The 21,182-nt window shown below is 71.0% G+C and carries 15 protein-coding genes; 10 read left to right on the forward strand and 5 right to left on the reverse strand.

Features of this window, described 5'->3' with window-relative positions:
- Together JW592_RS30615 and JW592_RS30620 are read right to left on the reverse strand one after the other, a co-directional pair.
- The coding region (locus tag JW592_RS30615; protein WP_209268530.1) for a DUF397 domain-containing protein at positions 1 to 193 on the reverse strand (193 nt) is incomplete at its 3' end.
- Positions 175 to 1,017 (reverse strand): helix-turn-helix domain-containing protein, encoded by an 843-nt coding sequence (locus JW592_RS30620; RefSeq protein WP_209268531.1) that lies wholly within the window; start codon positions 1,015 to 1,017, stop codon positions 175 to 177. The genes JW592_RS30620 and JW592_RS30615, both read right to left, overlap by 19 nt.
- A 184-nt stretch (positions 1,018 to 1,201) precedes the next feature.
- Here JW592_RS30620 and JW592_RS30625 point away from each other — a divergent pair, with 184 nt between their 5' ends.
- The 9 genes from JW592_RS30625 (at position 1,202) to JW592_RS30665 (ending at position 16,268) form a co-directional block, all read left to right on the forward strand.
- Entirely contained in the window at positions 1,202 to 1,537 is a 336-nt protein-coding gene (locus JW592_RS30625) for a hypothetical protein (protein ID WP_229377127.1), read from the forward strand.
- A gap of 32 nt (positions 1,538 to 1,569) precedes the next feature.
- On the forward strand, positions 1,570 to 1,818 hold the full coding sequence (locus tag JW592_RS30630) for a hypothetical protein (RefSeq protein ID WP_209268532.1): 249 nt from the start codon (positions 1,570 to 1,572) through the stop codon (positions 1,816 to 1,818).
- Positions 1,819 to 2,116: 298 nt separating this feature from the next.
- Positions 2,117 to 6,028: a BREX-2 system ATPase PglY gene (pglY, locus tag JW592_RS30635; protein ID WP_209268533.1), complete on the forward strand. Its 3,912-nt coding sequence runs from the start codon at positions 2,117 to 2,119 to the stop codon at positions 6,026 to 6,028.
- Entirely contained in the window at positions 6,025 to 9,006 is a 2,982-nt protein-coding gene (gene pglZ / locus JW592_RS30640; RefSeq protein ID WP_209268534.1) for a BREX-2 system phosphatase PglZ, read from the forward strand. The genes pglY and pglZ overlap by 4 nt, the downstream gene beginning before the upstream one ends.
- A 40-nt stretch (positions 9,007 to 9,046) precedes the next feature.
- A complete protein-coding gene (brxD, locus tag JW592_RS30645; protein WP_209268535.1) occupies positions 9,047 to 10,387 on the forward strand; it encodes a BREX system ATP-binding protein BrxD in 1,341 nt (446 codons plus the stop codon).
- The gene (locus JW592_RS30650; RefSeq protein ID WP_209268536.1) at positions 10,387 to 12,519 is read left to right on the forward strand and encodes a DEAD/DEAH box helicase; all 2,133 of its coding nucleotides are present in this window, start codon (positions 10,387 to 10,389) and stop codon (positions 12,517 to 12,519) included. The genes brxD and JW592_RS30650 overlap by 1 nt, the downstream gene beginning before the upstream one ends.
- A gap of 91 nt (positions 12,520 to 12,610) precedes the next feature.
- A complete protein-coding gene (locus JW592_RS30655) occupies positions 12,611 to 13,375 on the forward strand; it encodes a response regulator transcription factor (RefSeq protein WP_307805606.1) in 765 nt (254 codons plus the stop codon).
- Positions 13,376 to 13,398: 23 nt separating this feature from the next.
- Positions 13,399 to 14,997: a sensor histidine kinase gene (locus tag JW592_RS30660; protein WP_307805607.1), complete on the forward strand. Its 1,599-nt coding sequence runs from the start codon at positions 13,399 to 13,401 to the stop codon at positions 14,995 to 14,997.
- 26 nt (positions 14,998 to 15,023) lie between these two features.
- Positions 15,024 to 16,268: a bifunctional glycosyltransferase family 2/GtrA family protein gene (locus JW592_RS30665; protein WP_209268537.1), complete on the forward strand. Its 1,245-nt coding sequence runs from the start codon at positions 15,024 to 15,026 to the stop codon at positions 16,266 to 16,268.
- Positions 16,269 to 16,406: 138 nt separating this feature from the next.
- Here the strand turns inward: JW592_RS30665 and JW592_RS30670 are convergent, their stop codons facing one another.
- Entirely contained in the window at positions 16,407 to 16,883 is a 477-nt protein-coding gene (locus tag JW592_RS30670; protein ID WP_209268567.1) for a phospholipase, read from the reverse strand.
- Positions 16,884 to 17,065: 182 nt separating this feature from the next.
- On the opposite strand from JW592_RS30670, the gene JW592_RS30675 reads away from it, so the two are divergent.
- On the forward strand, positions 17,066 to 17,428 hold the full coding sequence (locus JW592_RS30675) for a hypothetical protein (RefSeq protein ID WP_209268538.1): 363 nt from the start codon (positions 17,066 to 17,068) through the stop codon (positions 17,426 to 17,428).
- 117 nt (positions 17,429 to 17,545) lie between these two features.
- On the opposite strand, the gene JW592_RS30680 is transcribed toward JW592_RS30675, so the two are convergent.
- Entirely contained in the window at positions 17,546 to 18,901 is a 1,356-nt protein-coding gene (locus JW592_RS30680; RefSeq protein WP_209268539.1) for a class I SAM-dependent RNA methyltransferase, read from the reverse strand.
- Positions 18,902 to 18,984: 83 nt separating this feature from the next.
- Complete coding sequence (locus tag JW592_RS30685; RefSeq protein ID WP_209268540.1) at positions 18,985 to 21,144, reverse strand: APC family permease; 2,160 nt, start codon at positions 21,142 to 21,144, stop codon at positions 18,985 to 18,987.
- Positions 21,145 to 21,182: the final 38 nt, after the last annotated feature.

The following is a 21,182-nucleotide window of genomic DNA, read 5'->3' on the forward strand; positions in this document are numbered from 1 at the left end:
CGCCCTTGACGGCCGACACGAACGCCGACCAGCCGTCCGCCGCGAACGTCAGCACCGGCCCGTGCGGGGTCTTGCTGTCACGGACGGGGACGACAGCGGGGAGGTCGTCCGCGACCTCGACGCATGCGCCACCGTCTGGGTTGCTATAGGAGCTCTTGCGCCAGGTAACGGCGCTCAGATCGAGGGATCGCACGGCACTTCCTCCAACATGCGCAGGACGAACTTCCGCGACTCAGCCGGGGACAGCGCCAAGTCGCGCAACGCATCGTACGCACGCTGCAAACGCTCAACCGACGCGTTTTCCTCGATGAGGTCGCCACGGTAGGTGCTTTCGCTGTACGCCACGGTACGTGCGTCCGTGAATCGGAGGAACCACATGTCTGTTCCTACCAAGCCGTGCAAGCCAGCGTCGAACGGCAGCACATGCAAGGTGACGTTGCTTCGCTGTGTCACGTCCCTGATGTACGCCAACTGCTGCTGCCACTCTCCGACGTCCCGCAGCGGCGTCCGCAACACTGCTTCCGACACGATGGTCCGGAACGGCGGTGCGTCGTCGCCTTCCAGCAGAGAGCGTCGTCCCATTCGAGCCTGTACTTGTTGCTCAAGCTCCGGGCCCTTCAGCCCACCAGCGGAGAGAACCTCCCTTGCGTACTCAGGGGTCTGCAACAAACCCGGAACGACGCTCACCGCGAAGTGCCACAGGCTCGTCGCCTTCGCCTCCAGATCCATGTAGCGGCGGTAGCGCTCGCGGAACTGGGTCTGGTCGTTGATGGCCAGCTCCCACAGGGCGAGTAGCAGCCCTGGGGTGCCGTAGTGCTGGTCCAGGGCCTCGACCACCTCGGGTCCGCCCAGGGTCTCGCCGCTCTCCATCTTTCCGAACAGGGACCAGTCCCAGCCCAGGCGATCGCCGAGCTGGCGGAGACTCTCCCCGCGCTGCGCCCGCAGGTGTCGCAGTTCCTCCGCGAACCGGGCGCGTGGTTCGCGGCTGCGGCCGGTGACCGCTCGCCTCGTCGGCATGGTGTGCTCCGTGGAAGGTGTGGAACATGCGCTGGTCTGCCGGGGAAGCACAACCGGTCTGCGGTGTGCGCAGCTCAGCGAGGCCGCATTCTCGTAGTGCGCCCATTACGCACGGTAGTCCAGACGGTGCACTCCGGGTGGCGAAATATCAGAACAAACAATGAAAAGTTCAGGAGCACCCCCTATGACGAGCCCGCAGCGAGCCGACCGGGACGAGACCGCACACGAGAACGAGCTCCGGGGCTGGACGGAGGGCCGGACACCGGCCGGGGCCGCCAAGATTCGGGAGGCGGTGGAGGCGCGTGACGCGCTCGCCCGTGCGCTGACCCGGGCGGGAATCCAACTCCCGGCCATGGACGTACGGACGCCGTGGCGCGACGTGGTGGCGGGCGACGGCAGCGGCGAGGACGACCCGGACTGCGCGCGGGCCGCCCGGTACGCGCTCGTACACCTCGGCGTGTGTTCGTCCTCCGTCGCTCTCGCGCTGGCCGCCGTGATCGCGCGCGGTGCGGACCGGTGACGGACGGCCGGCCTCAGCCGCAGGCGCCCACCATGGCCACGCCCGTTGAGCCGGTTATCGGTTCGACCGTACGGGACCTCACCAACGCCCGGGTCGGGGTCGTGAGGGGGCGGGAGGGCGCCCGCCTCCGGCTCCGGCCGCTCAGCGGGGGACGGGAGTGGGACGCGGACCCCGACCGCGTCCGGCTCCTGACCCATGCCGAAGTGCTGAGCGCCCGGGTCGCGGAGCTGAACGCGCGCAGCAGACGGACCCTCGACATCAGCGGGCTGAGCACTCCCTGACGCGTCCGGGAGGGCCATCGGCGACAGCCGCATGGCGCCCGGCCCGCCCGCACGCGCCCAGGTACGCCCGTCCACGCCTGTGCACGCCCGTGCACAGGCGCCGCGTATCCCCCGACCCCCGCCTCGATGTGACTGCGTTTCACCACCCTGCTCTCTCAGCGGACTTATGTGTCGGAGAATGGTCCCGGTACCGGGATGAAGACCCGCACAGAAGACGATCCGTAGACCCGTCGATACGGCGGATGGCACGGCCACGGCCCCCAGCGTGCCCGGAGCCGGAAGGAGAGCGAGAGCCTCGATGGCCCAGGACCAGCAGTCGCAGGCGCCCCTGCTTCGCGATGTCATCGACATCAAGGAGTCCATTTCCACCTCGGACTTCGTGCTGCAGTTGTCCGAGGCGACGACGCCGCAAGGGGCCGAGCACGCGCTGCGGGACTATGTGGTCACGGAGCGGCTGCTGGAGAACTTCGACGAGGCGCTGGGCCTGATCAAGTCGGCGCTGGACGGGCACGCGTCCAAGGCGGCGTATCTGCACGGCTCGTTCGGTTCCGGTAAGTCGCACTTCATGGCGGTGCTGCACGCGCTGCTGAGCGGCAGTCCGGCAGCGCGCAGCCGGGGCGACTTCGATCCGGTGCTGACCAAGCACGAGTGGCTGGGCACGGACGGGAAGAAGTTCCTGCTGGTGCCGTACCACATGCTCGGGGCGAAGGCCATGGAGCAGCGGGTGCTCGGCGGGTACGTGAGCCACGTCAAGCGGCTGCACCCGGAGGCGCCGACGCCGCAGGTGTACCGGACGGACGCGCTGTTCGACGACATCCGGGCCATGCGGGCGCGGATGGGGGACGCGGCGGTCATCAACGGCCTCACCTCCCCGGAGGGGTCCGGCGGGGACGAGGACGACGAGTGGGGTGAGTCGTTCGCCTGGCAGCCGGCGCTGCTGGACACCGCGCTGGCCGCCGAGGAGGTGCACGAGTCGGGGCAGGCGCTGAACCTGGTGAGCCCGTCGACCCCGGCGGAGCTGCGGGCCCGGCTGGTGGAGGACGCTAGTACGTATCTGCTGCCGGGGTTCGCCAAGAACGCCACGGAGGACGAGCACGGGTTCGTCTCGCTGGACGCGGGGCTCGGCATCGTCGCCGAGCATGCCAAATCGCTGGGCTACGACGGCCTGATCCTCTTCCTGGACGAGCTGATCCTGTGGCTGGCGACCCTCATCCACGACCAGAAGTGGGTGGCCCGCGAGGCCGGGAAGATCACCAACTTCGTGGAGGGCGGCGACGCGCGCCGCGCCATCCCGGTCGTCTCCTTCATAGCCCGGCAGAGGGATCTGCGGGAGCTGGTGGGTGAGGAGGTGTCGGGTGCCGCCGAGTCGTCCATCCAGGACACGCTCAATCTGGCCTCGGGCCGGTTCGACAAGATCACCCTGGAGGACCGGAACCTGCCCCAGGTCGCGCACGCACGGCTGCTGAAGCCGAAGAACGCCGAGGCCGGGGCGCGCATCGAGGCGCAGTTCGAGAAGACGCGCAAGGTCCGCCAGGAAGTGTGGGACACCCTGCTCGGCTCGGACCGGGGTGCGGACGGGGTGGGGGCCGACGAGGACAGCTTCCGGCTCACTTATCCCTTCTCCCCCGCGTTCATGGACACGCTCGTCCATGTGTCCTCGGCGCTGCAGCGCAACCGGACCGGTATGAAGCTGATGGGGCAACTGCTCGCCGACCACCGCGACGAGCTGCGGCTCGGGGATCTCATCCCGGTCGGCGATCTGTACCCGCTGATCGCGGACGGGGGCGACAAGCCGTTCACCGACAGCCTGAAGGTCGTCTTCGAGGCGGCGGACAAGCTGTACAAGACCAAGCTGCGGCCGTATCTGCTCGGCACGTACAACGTGACCGAGGAGGACGTCGAGCAGTACGCGCACCGCGGGCCGGACAGCATCAAGGACCCGGAGCTGCGCGGGCGGATCAAGACGTTCGTGGGCGACAACAGGATCGTCGGCACCCTGCTGCTGTCGGCGCTGGCGCCCAGCGTCCCGGCGCTGGCGGACCTGACGATCCGCAGGCTCTCCGCGCTGAACTACGGCTCCGTCGTCGCGCCGATACCGGGGCGCGAGTACGGCATCCTGAAGAACAAGGTGGCCGAATGGGCGGGCCGCTTCCCCGAGATCAAGGAGACCGGCACCGAGGCGAACCCGGGGGTGCGGCTCGAACTCTCCGGTGTGGACGTCGACTCCGTGATCGCCAACGCCAAGGTCAACGACAACCCGGGCAACCGGCAGGCGCTGGCCAAGCGGCTGCTGTCCGAGGAGCTGGGCGTGGCGCACGGGCAGTTGGCCAGCAGGGTCGACTTCGTGTGGCGGGGTACGGAGCGCGCCGCCGAGGTCGTCTTCGGGAACGTCGCGGACGAGGACGAGCTGGCAGACCACGATCTGATGCCGCAGGAGGACGGCCTGTGGCGGATCGTCGTCGACCTCCCCTTCGACGAGGGCGAGTTCGGCCCCCGGGACGACGTCAACCGGATGCAGCGGCTGCGCGAGAGGCAGCAGAGCGAACGGTCCCGTACGGTCGCCTGGCTGCCCACCCATCTGTCGGCGCAGCGGTACGCGGACTTCTGCCGCCTGGTCGTCATCGACAAGGCGCTCGCCGACGAGCAGCGCTTCGAGTCCCAGTACGCGGGCCATCTGAACGCCGACAACCGGGCGCGGGCCAAGGGGCTGCTGGAGACCCAGCGCGAGTCGCTGTTGAAGAACGTGAAGGCGGCCTTCAAGCAGGCGTACGGGCTGGCGGACAAGAAGGCCACCGATGTCGAGCTGGGCTTCGGCGAGCACCTCCAGTCGCTGCGGGAGGTCGACGGGCTGACGCTCTCCTTCGGCCAGTCGCTGCGTGACGGGCTGCGCCATGTCGTGGGCAGGCTGCTGGCGGCGCAGTACCCGGACCACCCGGACCTCGACCCCGACAACACCGGCACACCGGTGAAGTCGTCCGACGTCCGCAAGGTGTTCGCCCATGTTCGGGCGGCTGCGGAGGCGCGCGACCAGCGTACGGAGGTTCCGGCCGCCGACCGCAAGGCGATGCAGCGCATCGCCGGGCCGCTGCGGCTCGGGCAGCAGAAGGAGGCGTACTTCGAGCTCTCGCTGTACTGGGCCGACCACTTCCGGCGGCTGGCGCGCGAGCAGGGCCACACCGGTGACCTCAGCCTGATCACCCTCACCGACTGGACGGACCTGCCGCAGCCTCGCGGGCTGCCCGGGTATCTGGCGCGGCTCGTGGTCGCGGCTTTCGCCGAGATGGACGACCGGGTGTGGGTGCGTGGCGGAATGCCGCTGGACCCGGCGCCGGAGATGGCACAGCTCAAGGAGCACGACGCGCTGCGCAGCCAGCCGCTGCCCGGTGAGGAGGACTGGGAGTGCGCGCGGCAGCGGTTCGCCACGATCTTCGGAAAGACCGCGCCGACGCTGCGGCGCGGCCGGATCGTCAACCAGTTCGCCCGCCAGATCGCGGAGGAGGCCCGCACCCACCAGGAGCAGGCGGCCGGGCTGGTGCGGCAACTGGAGGAGCACTCGGCGTTCCTGGAGCTGGACGACACGGACGAGAGCGGGCGGCTGGCGCTGGGCCGCCGCTGCGTCGAACTGCTGAAGGCGCTGACCCAGGGCATGGGGCAGGGCGCCGCCGGAGCCAAGAAGACGGTGGAGGCGCTCGCCGCCTTCGACCTCGGAGAGGTCTCCGCCCACCGCTACGGCACCTCGATCACCCAGGCCGGAGCCGTGGCCCGCGCGCTGGACGCCGCGTCCTGGACCACCCTCGACCTCGCCTCCAGCGAGGGGCCGGAGGGCCGGGCGCTGCTGGAGTCGCTGCGCAACGTGGCGCGCAGCGACCAGCGGACGAGCGACCTGTGCGCCGCGCTGGAGCGCACCCAGCGCGAGGTGCTGGCCCTGGTGAAGCGCAACCGGGCGGCGGCAGCGCCGCAGCCCGATGCCGAGCCCACCCGGCCGCCCGGCCCCGGCGACGTTCCGCTGCACACGGACAGCAGCCACCCGCCCGTCCCGGAGCAACTGTCGCCCGGGGCAGGAGGGCGCGCGGGGCAGGTGAAGCGCTCCGGCGGCAGCCGGACCACCGCCGCACGCGCCGCGGCCGAGCTGCGGGAGGAGCTGACCGCACTGGCGGCAGCCGAGCCCGATGCCACGGTCGAGGTCACCTGGCGGGTCGTCGAGTCATGAGCGCCCCGGTCACCGACACCCCAGGAGCCGCCGCGCCCGCGGTCTCGGCGGCGGCGCGGCTGAACGTCGCCACCGTCACCCAGTACCTGTCCTCGCAGACCTCGCTCGCCGACGCGCTCACCGGCAACGACAAACGGCGTGCGGTGCTGCTGCGTTCCGTGCCCGAGTGGCACGGTCCGCCGCGGCCCACGTGGGGGGAGGGCTGCACCGCCCGGGTAGCCGTCGCGCTCTCTCCGCTCGCCGTCCACGAGCTCGTCCTGAACCACCTCGCCGAATCGTCCGACGGCGGGGACGGACCCGCCGTGCTGGTCGTGCTGACCGACCGCGAGCAGGGCGAACTGGACGCGTCGATCGTGGCCCGTACGCACAAGAAGCGCGTCAACACCGTCGACGGCTGGGACGTGGTGCGTGAGGCGTTCGGCGCCGAGCAGTTGGAGACGCGTCTCAAGGACGCGAGCTGGGCTGCAGAGGCGCTGCTGGACGCCACTCCGCCGGGCGGCTGGCCCCCGCACCCGGGCAGCGTGCTGTCGCGGCGTACGGCGCTGTCCACGCTGGCACTGCGGCGGCTGCGGCTGGGGCGCTACGACAGCGAGGCCGGACGGGCGCACCGCGCTCCGGTGAGCGACACCCTGGACATCCACACCTTGCTCGGCTGGTCCCTGGACCCTGGCGGCCCTGAACGGCTGCTGGAACTGCGCGCTCCCGAACGCAAGGGACTGACGGAGTTCCTCGGTGAAGAGGGGCAGGCAGGTCCGGCCGGGCAGGCGCTGCTGGCACTGGTGGAGGCCGAGCACGGGCCGGACGCGGTGGCCTTCGGCCTGGTGTGCGGCGCGCTGTGGCTGCACGCCCCCGCCGACGCCGACACCTACCGGGCACGGGGACGCGCCGAGCGCTGGTTCGGGGAACAGCCGCCGGCGGTCGGCGAGGCTCTGGACGTGCTGGCCGCCGCGTTCGGGCGGGCCTGCGAGGAGTACGTCAGTGTGCTGCTCACCACCGCTTCCAGGGAGCAGGAGAGTGCCGCACTGGAGGCGCGCGCGGCCCGCCGGACCGCCGACACCGTGCTCGATCGGGCCACCGCTCTGAGCCGCCAGTTCGGTGCCGAGCACGCCGCCCGGGCCAGCCCTCTGCTGCTGCCGGGGCTGGAAGCCCGCTTCGCGGCGGTCGGGCACGCGCTGGCCCTGCCGGACAGCGGCCCCGAGCCCGTGAGAGCCGCCCTGGAGGTTCTGGACGACCACAAGCGGGCCGCAGAGCCCCAGGCGCGGGTACGCGTCCAGCGGGCGCACATGGCACAGCGGCTGGCCCAGTGGCTCGCCGGTGGCCCTGATACCGCATGCCGTTCGGCGGCCGATGGCATCGAGCGCCACATCCTGGAGACCGGCTGGGTGGACCAGGCACTCGAACACATCGAGGCGGGTGGCGATCCCGACCCGGTGCTCAAGTCCGCGTACGACAAACTCGCCCTACGGGTGCGCGAAGCCCGGCACGAGATCGACCGGGACTTCGCCCGCGCGCTCGCCACCTGGACGGCCGCGGGCACGCCGCCGGGCTCCATGCTGACGGTGGAGTCCTTCCTCGACAGGGTGGTCAAGCCGATCGTCCAAGGTGGGGAAGGTCGGCGGGTGCTGCTCGTCGTCCTGGACGGGATGAGCGCGGCCATCGCCACGGAACTGGGCGAGGAGATCCGCTCCTCCTGGGCCGAGTTCGACCCGGTGGCGGACGGTTCGCCGCACCGCCGCGCCATGGCCGCCGCGCTGCCGACCGTGACGGCGGTTTCCCGTACGTCGCTGTTCGCGGGCCGGCTGGTGAAGGGGGCGCAGGCGGACGAGAAGCGACTCTTCCCCCAGCAGAAGCTGTGGGGCGGGGCTCCGGCTGCCGTCTTCCACAAGGACGACCTGCGCGCGGAGACCGCCGGGGAGGTCTTCGGTCCGCAGCTCACCGAAGCGCTGGGCGACGGCCGTACGCATGTGGCGGTCGTTCTCAACGCCATCGACGACCGGCTCGGCAAGGAGCAGAAGCTCGGCGACGGCGCCTGGCAGGTCCAGCACATCCCAGGGCTGGCGGAGTTGCTGCGCGTGGCGGCGGTGGAGGGCATGGCCGTGGTGCTGACCAGCGACCACGGGCACGTGGTGGACCGGCACGGTGCGAAGGTCGAGGCAGGAGCACCGGAGTCGGCGCGCCATCGGGTGGCCGGCGAGGCCGAGGAGCCTGCTGCTGCAGCCGAAGTGGCGCTGTCCGGGCCACGGGTGGTGTGGCCCGAGCCGGGCTCATCCGTCGTCGCCCTGTGGGACGCCGACTCCCGCTTCACCGGGCTCAAGGCGGGCTACCACGGCGGGGCCTCCCTCGCAGAGGTGGCCATCCCCGTTCTCGCGTTCCTGCCGTTCGGCGCCGCACCGCCCCGGGGGTGGCGGGAGCTGGGTGAGCAGCAGCCTCCGTGGTGGAAGACCGACGAGAAGGACGCCCGGCTGCTCGGCGACCCGCCTTCGGGCGCTGCGACGAAGGACGCGGGACCAGGCGAGAAGCAGCCGTCCCGGCACAAGCCGTCGAGAGCGCAGGCGGAACTTGCCGCCACCCACGATTCGTTGTTCGATGTGGCCCCGGCGCCCGTGCCCGAGCCCGTCGAACCTGCGGAGCGGCCGGAGCAGCCCGAGCCGGTCGCACCGGAGGAGGCGATCGTGGCGGAGCTCTTCGCTTCGGAGACGTTCCGGGACCAGTTGGAGCTCCTGGCCCGTAAGCCGCGCGAACGGGAACTCGAAAAGTTCCGCCACGCGGTGCTCGCCCTTCTCGAAGCAGGCGGCACCCTGCCCGTGACGGCGCTGGCGCAGCGGGTCGGCTTCCCCGCCACCCGCGCCGACGGCTTCGCCGCCGTACTGCGCCAGCTCCTCAACTACGACGGTGTGCAGGTCCTGGAGACCATGCCGGACGGGCGGACGCTGCGGCTGCACGCCGACGCGCTGCGCGCGCAGTTCGGGCTGGCGTGAGGGGCGCGGGGCGGCGCTGGGGGAATGCGAGACTGGGAAGGTGACCGCTCCACGTGCCTCCAGCGTCTCCGCCGTTCGGCGGCGTGCCGTCATCGACGCCCTGCGGCGCGGCGCCGTACCCGACAGCGGACTGGATCTGCTCGCGACCGGCCTGGACCGGTTCGAGGACGCTCTCGACGCCGAGTTGAACGCGGTCGCCTCCGGTGCGGCCGTGTTCAAAGCGGTCCGTGGCGAGTACGGGTCCGGGAAGACGTTCTTCACCCGGTGGCTGGGCGAGCGCGCCAAGCGGCTCGGCTACGCGGTTGCCGAGATCCAGGTGTCGGAGACCGAGACTCCGCTGCACCGGCTGGAGACCGTGTACCGGCGGCTGACCGAGCGGCTCGCCACCTCCAGCTTCCCGCCGAGCGCGCTGCGACCGGTGGTCGACGCCTGGTTCTACGCGCTGGAGGAGGACGCCCTCGCGGCCGGAGCCGATGAGGAGGAACTGACCGAGGAGGTCGAGCGGCTGCTCACCGCGCGGCTGGCCGAGGTCTCCCGTCATGCCCCGTCGTTCGCGACGGCGCTGCGCGGGTACCGGACGGCGCTCGTCCGAGGAGACGAGGCAACAGCGGCGGCCGTGCTGGCGTGGCTGGGTGGTCAGCCGCATGTGGCTGCCGCGGCCCGGCGCTCCGCCGGGGTCCGGGGCGACCTCGACCACTTCGGCGCGTTCGGCTTCCTGCAGGGTCTGCTGACGGTGCTGCGCGACTCGGGGCACCGCGGGCTGTTCGTCGTCCTCGACGAGGTGGAGACGCTTCAGCGGGTGCGGTCGGACGCCCGGGACAAGGCGCTCAACGCACTTCGGCAGCTCATCGACGAGGTGCACTCGGGACGGTTCCCGGGTCTGTATCTGGTGATCACCGGAACGCCCGCCTTCTACGACGGCCAGCAGGGCGTGCAGCGACTCGCACCGCTCGCCCAGCGGCTGGCCACCGACTTCACCACCGATCCGCGCTTCGACAATCCGCGTGCGGTGCAGATGCGGCTGCCGGGCTTCACCCAGGAGTCGCTGATCGACCTCGGCACCACGATCCGCGACCTGTACGCGGACGGAGCGTCCGCGCCGGACCGGATACGGCAGCTCGCGGACGACGCGTACGTCGCCGACCTCGCCACAGCCGTCGGTGGTGCGCTGGGCGGCAAGGTGGGGGTGGCACCGCGGCTGTTCCTGAAGAAGCTCGTCGGCGATGTGCTGGACAGGATCGACCAGTTCGCGGACTTCGATCCCCGGCAGCACTACCGGCTGACGGTCTCGCCCAGCGAACTGACCGAGGTGGAGCGGAACCTGGCAGCCGCCGCGTCGGACAGCGCGGCCTCGGCCGACGACGTCGAACTGAACGTGTGATGTCGCCCGACCCGGTCGACCGGCTCGACCCCGTCGTCCTGCACCACGTGGTCAACACGCTCGGCTGGCCCGATCTGCGGTCCCTGCAGCGTGCGGCGATCGATCCCCTGATGGACGGCGAGGACGCGATCCTCCTCGCCCCCACGGCCGGCGGCAAGACGGAGGCGGCCTGTCTGCCGGTCCTCTCCGCGATGTCCGCACAGGGCTGGTCCGACACCTCGGTGCTGTATCTGTGTCCGCTGAAGGCGCTGCTGAACAACCTCGTCACTCGCGTGGACGCGTATGCGCAGTGGCTCGGTCGCCGCGCACAACTGTGGCACGGCGACACCACGGAGTCGCAGCGGCAGCGCATCCGCACCGATCCACCGGACATCCTGCTCACCACGCCGGAGTCGCTGGAGGCGATGCTCATCGGAGTGAAGACCGATCACGCCACCGTACTGGGCCATGTCCGCACGGTCGTCGTGGACGAGGTGCACGCCTTCGCCGACGACGACCGGGGCTGGCATCTGCTGGCCGTGCTGGAACGCCTGCAGCAGGTCACCGGGCGGCCCTTGCAGCGTATCGGCCTGTCGGCGACCGTCGGCAACCCGCGGCAACTGCTCACCTGGCTGCAGGGCTCGGGTGCCGGGGAACGGCCCGGCCGGGTGATCGCACCGGTCACCCCGGCGCCCGCACCGAGCGCGGCCGGTGAACACCCCCCGGGCGAAGTCGAGCTGGACTACGTCGGCTCGCTCGACAACGCCGCCAAGCTCATCGCCGCGCTGCACCGGGGCGAGAAGCGCCTGGTGTTCTGCGACTCCAGGAGGCAGGTGGAGCAGTTGGGCGCCGCGCTGCGCGAGCGTGAGGTGACGGTCTTCCTGTCGCACGCCTCGCTGTCGGCGCAGGAGCGCACCAGATCGGAGCAGGCGTTCGCCGAGGCGCGCGACTGTGTCATCGTCTCCACGTCCACCCTGGAGCTCGGCATCGACGTCGGCGACCTGGACCGCGTCATCCAAATCGACTCCCCCACCACTGTCGCCGCGTTCCTGCAACGCATCGGCCGCACCGGGCGCCGTCCGGGATCGATCCGCAACTGCCTGTTCCTCGCAACCCGCAAGGACGCCCTGCTCCAGGCGGCGGCGTTGCTCGTGCTCTGGGGGCGAGGCTGGGTCGAGCCGGTGACCGCACCGCCCGAGCCACGCCACCTGGTGGCGCAGCAGCTCCTGGCTCTCGTCCTCCAGCAGCACAGGATCGGCAGCCGGTTGTGGCCGGAGCAGTGGAGCGGCCTGGCGCCCTTTGACCGTTCAGCACAACCCATCCTGCGCCACTTGGTGGCCGAGGGGTTCCTCGATCAGGACGGCGAACTGCTCTTCATCGGCCCGGAGGCGGAGCGGCGCTTCGGGCGTCGCCACTTCATCGAACTCACGGCCTCGTTCACCGCTCCCCCGCAGTTCACCGTGGTCTCCGGTCGCACGGAGATCGGGCAGACCGACCCCTCGGTGCTGACCGAGGAACGCCCCGGGCCGCGTCGGCTGCTGCTCGGTGGCCGAAGCTGGCAGGTGACCTTCATCGACTGGGGCCGCAAGCGCGTCTTCGTCGAACCGGCGGACGGCGGTGGCGTCGCCAAGTGGACGAACGGCTCGCTCGCAGGACTGTCGCACGCGCTCACCCGTGCGATGCGCGACGTGCTCCTGGGCGCTGATCCGCCTGTCTCCCGCACCCGGCGAGCCGAAGCGTGTCTGGCCGAGTGGCGCCAGGAGGACGCTCCGGGACTGGTCCACCCTGGCGGCACGCTGGTGACCCGGTGCGGCACCGACGTGCGGTGGTGGACCTGGGCCGGCTACCGCGCCAATGCCACGCTCGCCGCCACACTGCCCTCGGTGGCCGATCCCGTCCAGCGGCCGACCGACTGCTTCGTCCGGTTGCGCGAGGACCTGACACCCCAGATGTGGCGCACCGCCCATGAAGGCGCCGATGGCGGGACCGCGCTGGTCCTGCCGGACGTGGACCCGCGTGCGGTGCGCGGGCTGAAGTTCTCCGCCGCCCTGCCCGAGCGGCTGGCGGTCGCGACGGTCGCGGCCCGGCTCGCCGACTTCGACGGCGCTGCGGCGGCACTGCGGGAGCCGGTGCGCTTCCACGTAACGCCGTAGTAAGCAGGGCCGCTGTCGGCGGCACCCGTTCTCAGCTGTCCCCCAGCCTTTTCACAGCGTTCTCTCAGGTTCGGCGTGCAGGGTGCGGCACATGGACGAGAAGACGGTGTCCGCTGCGCGTGCCGGGGCGCTGGGGCAGGAGCCGTTGCGGCGGCCGAACGGCAGGGCGGTGCGCATCCTGGTGGTCGATGACGAGCCGTCGCTGACGGAGTTGCTGTCGATGGCTCTGCGGTACGAGGGGTGGCAGGTGCGGGCCGAGGGCGGCGGGGATGCGGCGGTCCGTGCCGCGCGGGAGTGGCGGCCGGATGCCGTGGTGCTCGATGTGATGCTGCCCGATGTGGATGGGCTCACGGTGCTCAGGCGGCTGCACGCGGGGACGCCGGGGATCCCGGTGCTGTTCCTGACCGCGCGGGACGCGGTCGAGGACCGGATCGCCGGGCTGACGGCGGGAGGGGACGACTATGTGACCAAGCCGTTCAGCCTGGAAGAGGTGATCGCGCGGCTCCGGGGGCTGCTGCGGCGGGCCGGTGCGACCGCCGCAGGGCAGCCGTCGTCGCTCCTGGTGGTCGGCGATCTGACCCTGGACGAGGACACCCACGAGGTGACGCGGGGCGGAACCGAGATCCAGTTGACCGCCACCGAGTTCGAGCTGCTGCGCTATCTGATGCGCAACCCGCGCCGGGTGCTGAGCAAGGCGCAGATCCTCGACCGGGTGTGGTCCTACGACTTCGGCGGCCAGGGCAACGTCGTGGAGCTCTACATCTCGTATCTGCGGCGGAAGATCGACGCCGGGCGGTCCCCGATGATCCACACACGGCGCGGGGCCGGCTATCTGCTCAAGCCCGCCGCGGAGTGAGGGAAGAGCAAGGGAGCACGGACATGTCCCGGTTCTTCGGCCGGCTGCGAGCCCGGTTGCGGATGCGCCGCTCCCTACGGGCCCGGCTGGTGTTCTCGGCGGTGGCGATGATCGCTGTGGTGGCCGCTGTGATCGGAGCGGTGACGACGATCGCCCTGCACACGTATCTGTACCAGCAGCTCGACAACCAGCTCGCAGATGTCTCCTTCCGCGCCGCCGGACCGGGGCCCCCGGGCCATCCGCGGCCACCGGGGCTGGAGAAGCTGCGCTTTCTGGAAGTCGGCGGGCAGCCGGTGGGCACCATCGGAGCCTTTGCCGAGGAGTCCGACAAGGGCACCTCCGGCCGCGCATCCGACCGCGCGTTCGCCTCCGCGGCGCGCAGCGTGCAGCAGAAGCCGGCCGACGGCAGGCCCGGCGTCGGTATCCGGCCGTTGAGCAGCGAGCAGTCAGCGGCGCTCGCCTCGGTGCCGCGGGACGGCCGACCGCACACGGCCGGCGTGCCGAAGCTGGGCAGCTACCGGGTGACCTCCGTACACGTGGCGGACGGCACGCTGCTGGTGGGCCTGCCGACCGACAGCGTCGACGACACGATCAGCACCCTCGTGCTGGTCGAGGTGTGCGTGGCCGGTGCCGGGCTGCTGGGCGCCGGGCTCGCGGGCGCGGCGTCGGTACGGGTCGCACTGCGGCCGCTGCGGCGGATGGCGCACACCGCGACGCGGGTCTCCGAACTGCCGCTGCACAGCGGCGAGGTGCGGCTGCGCGAGCGGGTACCGGTGCGGGACACCGACCCGGAGACGGAAGTCGGGCAGGTCGGCGCAGCCCTCAACCGGATGCTCGGGCACGTGGGATCGGCCCTCGCGGCACGGCACGACAGCGAGCAGCGGCTGCGCCGGTTCATCGCCGACGCCAGCCACGAGTTGCGTACCCCACTGGCGTCGATCCGCGGGTACGCGGAGCTGTCACGCCGGCAACGGGGCGACCCGCCTCCCGGCTCGGGTTCCCACGCGGGGGCGGGCACCGAATACGCCCTGCAACGGATCGAGTCCGAGGCCGTGCGCATGACGGGGCTGGTGGAGGATCTGCTGCTGCTGGCGCGGCTCGACGCGGGCCGCCCGTTGGAGCGCCGCCCGGTGGACGTCTCGGCGCTGGTGGTCGACGCGGTAAGCGACGCGCGGGTGGCCGGGCCCGAGCATGTGTGGCGGCTGGAAGTGCCCTCGTCGCCGCTGTCGGTGACGGGTGACGAGGGGCGGCTGCGGCAGGTGCTGGCCAATCTGCTGGCCAACGCCCGTACCCACACTCCACCGGGGACGACCGTGAGGGCCCGACTCGCGCTCGACGGCGAGCAGGTCGAGGTGCGGGTCGTGGACGACGGTCCCGGTATCCCCGAGGGCATCCAGGAGCGGGTCTTCGAACGGTTCGCACGGGGTGATGCCTCGCGCTCCCGCAACCATGGCAGCACCGGACTCGGACTGGCGATCGTGGCCGCCGTGGTGGCAGCGCACCAGGGCGACGTCCGGGTCGTCAGCCGACCGGGGCGCACCGTGTTCACGGTACGCCTGCCCGCGAGTTGCGCCGGCTCCGGCAGCTCACAGGCGCCTCACAGCCTGGCCACACCGGGCTGACAGGCCCGCCCGCGACGGTCGGTCACATGAGCGTTCAAACCGATCTCACCGCGGGCGGTGCCCTTCCGGCCCGCCGCCATCTGCCGTCCCGGACGCCCGCCACCGTGCTGGACGTGGTGGTGCCCGTCTACAACGAGGAGGCGTCCCTGGGGCCCTGCGTCCGGCGGCTGCACTCCTTCCTGACCCGCCACTTCCCCTACGGCTTCCGTATCACCGTCGCGGACAACGCCAGCCGGGACCGCACCCAGGAGGTGGCCCGCGAGCTGGTGGAGGAGTTCGACTCGGTCTCGCTGGTGCGTCTGGAGGAGAAGGGGCGAGGGCGCGCCCTGCGCACTGTGTGGGCCGCCTCCGACGCTCCGGTGCGCGCCTATATGGACGTCGATCTGTCCACCGACCTCAACGCGGTGCTTCCGCTGGTCGCACCGCTCATCTCCGGGCACTCCGATGTCGCCACAGGCAGCCGGCTGGCCTCCGGTTCGCGTGTCGTACGCGGCCCGAAACGCGAGGTTCTCTCGCGCGGATACAACCTGCTGCTGCGCGGTTCGCTGGCTGCCCGGTTCTCGGACGCACAGTGTGGCTTCAAGGCCGTACGCGGCGAGGTGGCGGACCGGCTGCTGCCCCTGGTGCAGGACAACGGCTGGTTCTTCGACACCGAGTTGCTGGTACTGGCCGAGCGTGCCGGACTGCGCATCTACGAGGTGCCGGTCGACTGGGTGGACGACCCGGACTCGCGCGTCGACATCCTGCGCACCGTGACCGACGACCTCAAGGGCGTCTGGCGGGTCGGACGGGCACTCGCGAGCGGCGCGCTGCCGCTCGACCGGCTGCGCCGCCCCTTCGGCGACGACCCGCGCGACCGTCACCTCGCCGACGTGCCCGGCGGGCTGCCGCGGCAGCTCATCGGCTTCTGCCTCGTCGGCGCGCTGAGCACGCTGCTGTATCTGGCGCTCTACTCACTGCTCCGGCAGGGCATGGGCGCCCAGGCTGCCAATGCGCTCGCCCTGCTGCTGTCGGCGCTCGGGAACACCACAGCGAACCGGCGGCTCACCTTCGGCGTACGCGGCCGCGAACGCGCCGTGCGCCATCAGGCCCAGGGGCTGCTCGTGTTCGGCGTCGGTCTGGCACTGACCAGTGGCTCGCTCGCCGCGCTGGACACTGCCGCGGCCGGTGCTCCGCACAGCGCCGAGTTGGCCGTCCTCGTCTGCGCCAACCTCGCCGCCACGGTGCTGCGGTTTCTCCTCTTCCGTGCCTGGGTCTTCACCCGCACGTGAGTGCGCCTTCTCAGAGAGGAATGCGTCCCGAAGGGGCGCGGGGAACTGCGCGCCCAGCCACCGCCCTACCGGCAGTCGGCCGGACGCTCCCCCGCGCCCCTACGGCGAGCCCCGCCGAACCGGGGAGTTCCATCGCGGTCAGGCTGCCTTGTCAGCGCCCTTCAGGCCAAAAATATCGACGGCGTGATAGTAGGTCCACGCCGTCGAGTTGCAGGCGGCTTTCGTCGCCCCGGAGTACCGGTTGCACACTCTCTTGAGGTCTTCGTAGAACGCCGAGTCGATACGCGACTTGTTCGCGGAGAAGGCGCCGATCGCCTTGTAGTTGCGGTAGCCGAAGTCATGGCGGGCGCAGGCGTTCTGGAAGGGGAAGCCGAACGGGTTGTCGGGGGATGAACTGCAGTAGTCCGTCGACCAGTCGAACCCGTACGCCGCCCAGTCGCCCTGATTCTGCCGGGCGGCGTACCAGGCGTTGTAGCTCGACGCGCTGGTCTGCGTCCACGAGCTGAGGACCTGCAGTTTGTCGGCGGGGGCTGCCGAAGCGGAGCCGGCCGGGACGAGTACGGCGGGAAGCGCCAGAGCGGCGGCGGTGAGCGGGACAGCGAAGCGGCGGCACATTCTCATGGAACCTCCGAGGGGGACGAGCCCGATGCCCCGGCCAGGTGGGGTTCGCCGGGGACATGCCAAGCTTGCCAGTCCCGCACGCCCGTGAACAGATTCGTTCAACTGTCAATTGAGCGGGGTTCGTTGACCTCTCCAGGCGCGGCCGCACCGAAGCGTACGGCGGCCAGGTGCTCGGTGTGCGCCGAGCGCGGGGCCGGCCACGGCAGGGGCGGCGCCGTCTCCGTCGCCAGGCCGCTGACGACGGCGCGGACGACGCGTTCGGCACCCTCGTCTGCAACCGCGGCCAGCGCGACGAGTTGCGCCGCAAGGGCGCCGGCTACCTCGACATGTTCAGGGGCCTCGGCCCGCACATCGCGGCGCAGCTGGAGGGTGTCGAATTCGTCGACCCGCGCGCGGGGGACGTACCGGCCGATGAGGCGGCGGCAGCACTGGAGAAGGACGTACGGGCCCGCTGGGCCACCTGGGAGAACCCCGAGTGGATCAGCTTCGCCGTCCGCGCCTTCTACCAAGAAGGCCACCAGGCCGGGCGCCAGCCCTGACGCACCCGGACGACGGCAGGCAGACGCAGATCACATTCAGCCCCGCCACAGGCGGCCGGGCCACGTGAGCAGCGCCGAGGAGTTCTGAGCCACGCCTACGGTCGGGGCGTGAATGGATCAGCTGCCCTTCTCAGCCGGCTCCAGGATCGCCACGCACTCCATGTGCTGCGTCATCGGGAAGAGGTCGAAGGCGCGGAGGAAGCGGGGGCGGTAACCCGCGGTGGAGAAGTACGAGAGGTCGCGGGCGAGGGCGGCCGGGTCACAGGCGACATAGGCGATGCGGCGGGGGCCCAGCCCTGCGATGCGGTCCACGAGGTGCTTGCCGGCGCCCGTGCGGGGCGGGTCGAGGACGACCAGGTCGGCCTCGGTGATGCCGGTGCGGGGCAGGACCTTTTCGACCTTGCCGTGTTCGACGCGTACGCGCGGGAAGTCGGCGAGGTTCTTACGGGCGTCGGCCACCGCGCGCTTGCCCGCCTCGATGCCGAGCACCGCGCCCTTCTCGCCGATGCGGTCGGCCAGCGCTCCGGCGAACAGGCCGACGCCGCAGTACAGGTCGAGCGCTGTCTCGCCCTTGCGCGGGGTCAGGCCGCGCATCACGGCGTCGACGAGCAGGTCGGCGGCCTGCGGGTGCACCTGCCAGAAGCCGCCCTCGCCCACGCGCCAGGTGCGTCCGTCGGCACGCTCGCGTACGAAGTCGCGGCCGTGCACGCGGTGTACGGCACGGTCCTTCTCACCGACGCGGAGCACGGAGACCTCACGGTTCAGCTCCACGATGGGGAGCCGGCCCCCGGGGCGCGGGGTGAGGACGACCTGCCGGTCGGCCGAGCCGGTGGCGGCGATGGCGTCGACGGTGGCGATCTGCGGCCACTCGCGCTCCTCGATGCCCAACTCTTCCACGGCCGGCGCGGCGATCAGACAGTGGTCGATGCGCTGGACCTCGTGCGAGCGGTGCTTGAGCAGCCCGGCGTGGCCCTCGCCGTCGATGGTGTAGCGCATCCGGGTGCGCCAGGCCGGCACCTCGCCAGGGGCGACCTTGTCACCGGGTGCGGGCTCGACGGTACCGTCCCAGGAGACGTCCTCGGGGGTCATACCGGCCAGCCGCTGCAGCTGTTCGGTCAGCACGTCGGCCTTCAGGCGGCGCTGCGCTCCGGGCTTGACGTGCTGCCAGTCGCAGCCGCCGCAGCGCCCGGGGCCCGAAAAGGGGCAGGGAGCCTCGACACGGTCCTTGGATGCCTCCAGCACCCGCACGGCGTCGGCCCGCAGGAAACGGGAGTCGGCACGGCCCTCGGTCACCCGCGCGACGACCCGCTCGCCGGGCAGCGCGTGCCGGACGAAGAGCACCTGGCCGCTCTCCGTGCGGGCGACGCAGTGGCCGCCGTGCGCCACCGGGCCGACCTCGACCTCGTACTCCTCCCCCACCAGGGAGGGAGCGAGCTGGTCTGAGTCGCTGGCGGACGCGCTGGCTTCGGGCATCGGTGAGTGGCTCCAAGAAAAGAGGTGCGGAGAGGGAGGGGCGTGAGGGGGGCGGCCCGCTGACGTGGCCGCAGCCGTCCAGTCTACTTCCCGCGCTGCCGGGTCAGACTGCCCGTCGGTCCCGGTCCGTTTCCGGGGCCTTTGCCGCCCTTCCCCTGCTTGCCCTTGCCGTCCATGCCGTCCTTGCCGTCCCGCTGCGACTTGCCGTCCTTCTGGGATTTGCGCGGCTGGATGACGGGACCGCGGCGGACAGAGCCCGGTGCGTTCCACTGTTCGCGCCGCCTGGCCCGTTTCTTGGCCACCTCGGAGGATTCGAGCTGGTAGGGGACAGAGGTGACCATGACGCCGGGCGTGAACAGCAGCCGGCCCTTGAGCCGCAGCGCACTCTGGTTGTGCAGCAGGTGCTCGTACCAGTGGCCGACCACGTACTCCGGGATGAAGACGCTCACCACATCGCGGGGCTGCTCCTGGCGGAGCCGCTTCACGTAATCGATGACGGGTCGGGAGATCTCCCGGTAGGGCGAGTCGAGGATGGTGAGCGGGATGTCGATGCCGCTCTCGTCCCACTCTCTGCGCAGCTGCTCGGTCTCCGCCTGGTCCATGTTGACGGTGACGGCCTCGAGGGTGTCCGAACGCAGCAGCTTGGCGTAGCGCAGCGCCCGCAGCGTCGGCTTGTGGATCTTGGATACGAGCACGAACGAGTGCACCCGCGAGGGGCGCACCTTCGCCTCGCCCGGGTCCTCCGCCGCGAGCTCCTCGGCGACCCCGTCGTAGTGCCGGCGGATGCCGGTCATCAGGGCGTAGAACAGCGCCATGCCCACCAGGGAGACCCAGGCCCCGTGGGAGAACTTGGTCACCAGCACCACCACGAGCACCAGCCCGGTGAAGAAGGCACCAAAGGTGTTGATGGCCCGCGAGCGGTACATGTGGCGGCGGCGGGCGCGGTCGGTTTCGGTGGTCAGCAGCCGGTTCCAGTGCCGGACCATGCCGGTCTGGCTGAGCGTGAAGGAGACGAACACGCCCACGATGTACAGCTGGATCAGCCGGGTGGAATCGGCTCCGTAGACCACCACGAGTATCGTCGCCGCGCCCGCCAGCAGCACGATGCCGTTGGAGAAGGCCAGTCGGTCGCCGCGGGTGTGCAGCTGACGCGGCAGATAGCGGTCCTGCGCCAGGATCGAGCCGAGCAGCGGGAAGCCGTTGTAGGCGGTGTTGGCGGCCAGGAACAGCACCAGCGCGGTGGCCGCCGCCAGGTAGACGAACGGGAACGTCCCGTCACCGAACACGGCCGCCGCCACTTGCGAGATGACCGGGTTCTGGGTGTAGTCGGCGCCCGCCGGGTGGCCGTCGATCAGCAGGTCCTTGGCCGGGTTCTCGGCCATCCGGACATGGGTGGCGAGCGCCAGCGCGATCACGCCGCAGAACATGGTGACCGCGATCAGCCCCATCATGGCCAGCGTGGTCGCCGCGTTCTTCGGCTTGGGCTTGCGGAAGGCGGGCACACCGTTGCTGATCGCCTCGACGCCGGTCAGCGCCGCACAGCCGGAGGAGAAGGCGCGCAGCAGCAGGAAGGCCAGCGCGAAGCCCGCGATGCCCGACTGCTCGGTGTGGATCTCGTAGTCGGCGGTGGGGGCGCGCATCTCGTCGCCCAGGATGACCCCGCGCACCACCCCCCAGACCAGCAGTCCGAAGACGCCGACGACGAAGCAGTAGGTCGGTACGGCGAACAGCTTGCCCGACTCCCGTACGCCCCGCAGGTTCATCAGCGTCAGCAGCACGATCACCACGACCGCGCAGAGCGTCTTGTGCTCGACGACGAAGGGGATGGCCGAACCCAGGTTCTCCACTCCGGAGGAGATCGAGACGGCCACGGTCAGCACATAGTCGACCAGCAGCGCGCTGGCGACGGTGAGACCCGCCCGCCGGCCGAGGTTGGTCGTCGCGACCTCGTAGTCGCCTCCGCCGCTCGGATAGGCCCGGACATTCTGCCGGTAGGAGGCCACCACGGTGAACATCAGCACGACGACCGCGACGGCGATCCACGGGCTGAAGCTGTAGGCGGAGACCCCCGCCACCGAGAGGACCAGCAGTACCTCGCCCGGCGCGTATGCGACCGAGGACAGCGGGTCCGAGGCGAAGACGGGGAGAGCGAGACGCTTGGGCAGGAGCGTCTCGCCGAGCCTGTCGCTGCGGAGCGCCCTCCCGAGGAGAAGTCGTTTCGGTACGTCGGTCATCCTGGACACGCAGAGGATCGTATGCGGTCAGTCGTGCGATGCTGAGA

Origin of the sequence: Streptomyces spirodelae, assembly GCF_017676385.1 — a bacterium.
Taxonomy (GTDB): domain Bacteria; phylum Actinomycetota; class Actinomycetes; order Streptomycetales; family Streptomycetaceae; genus Streptomyces; species Streptomyces spirodelae.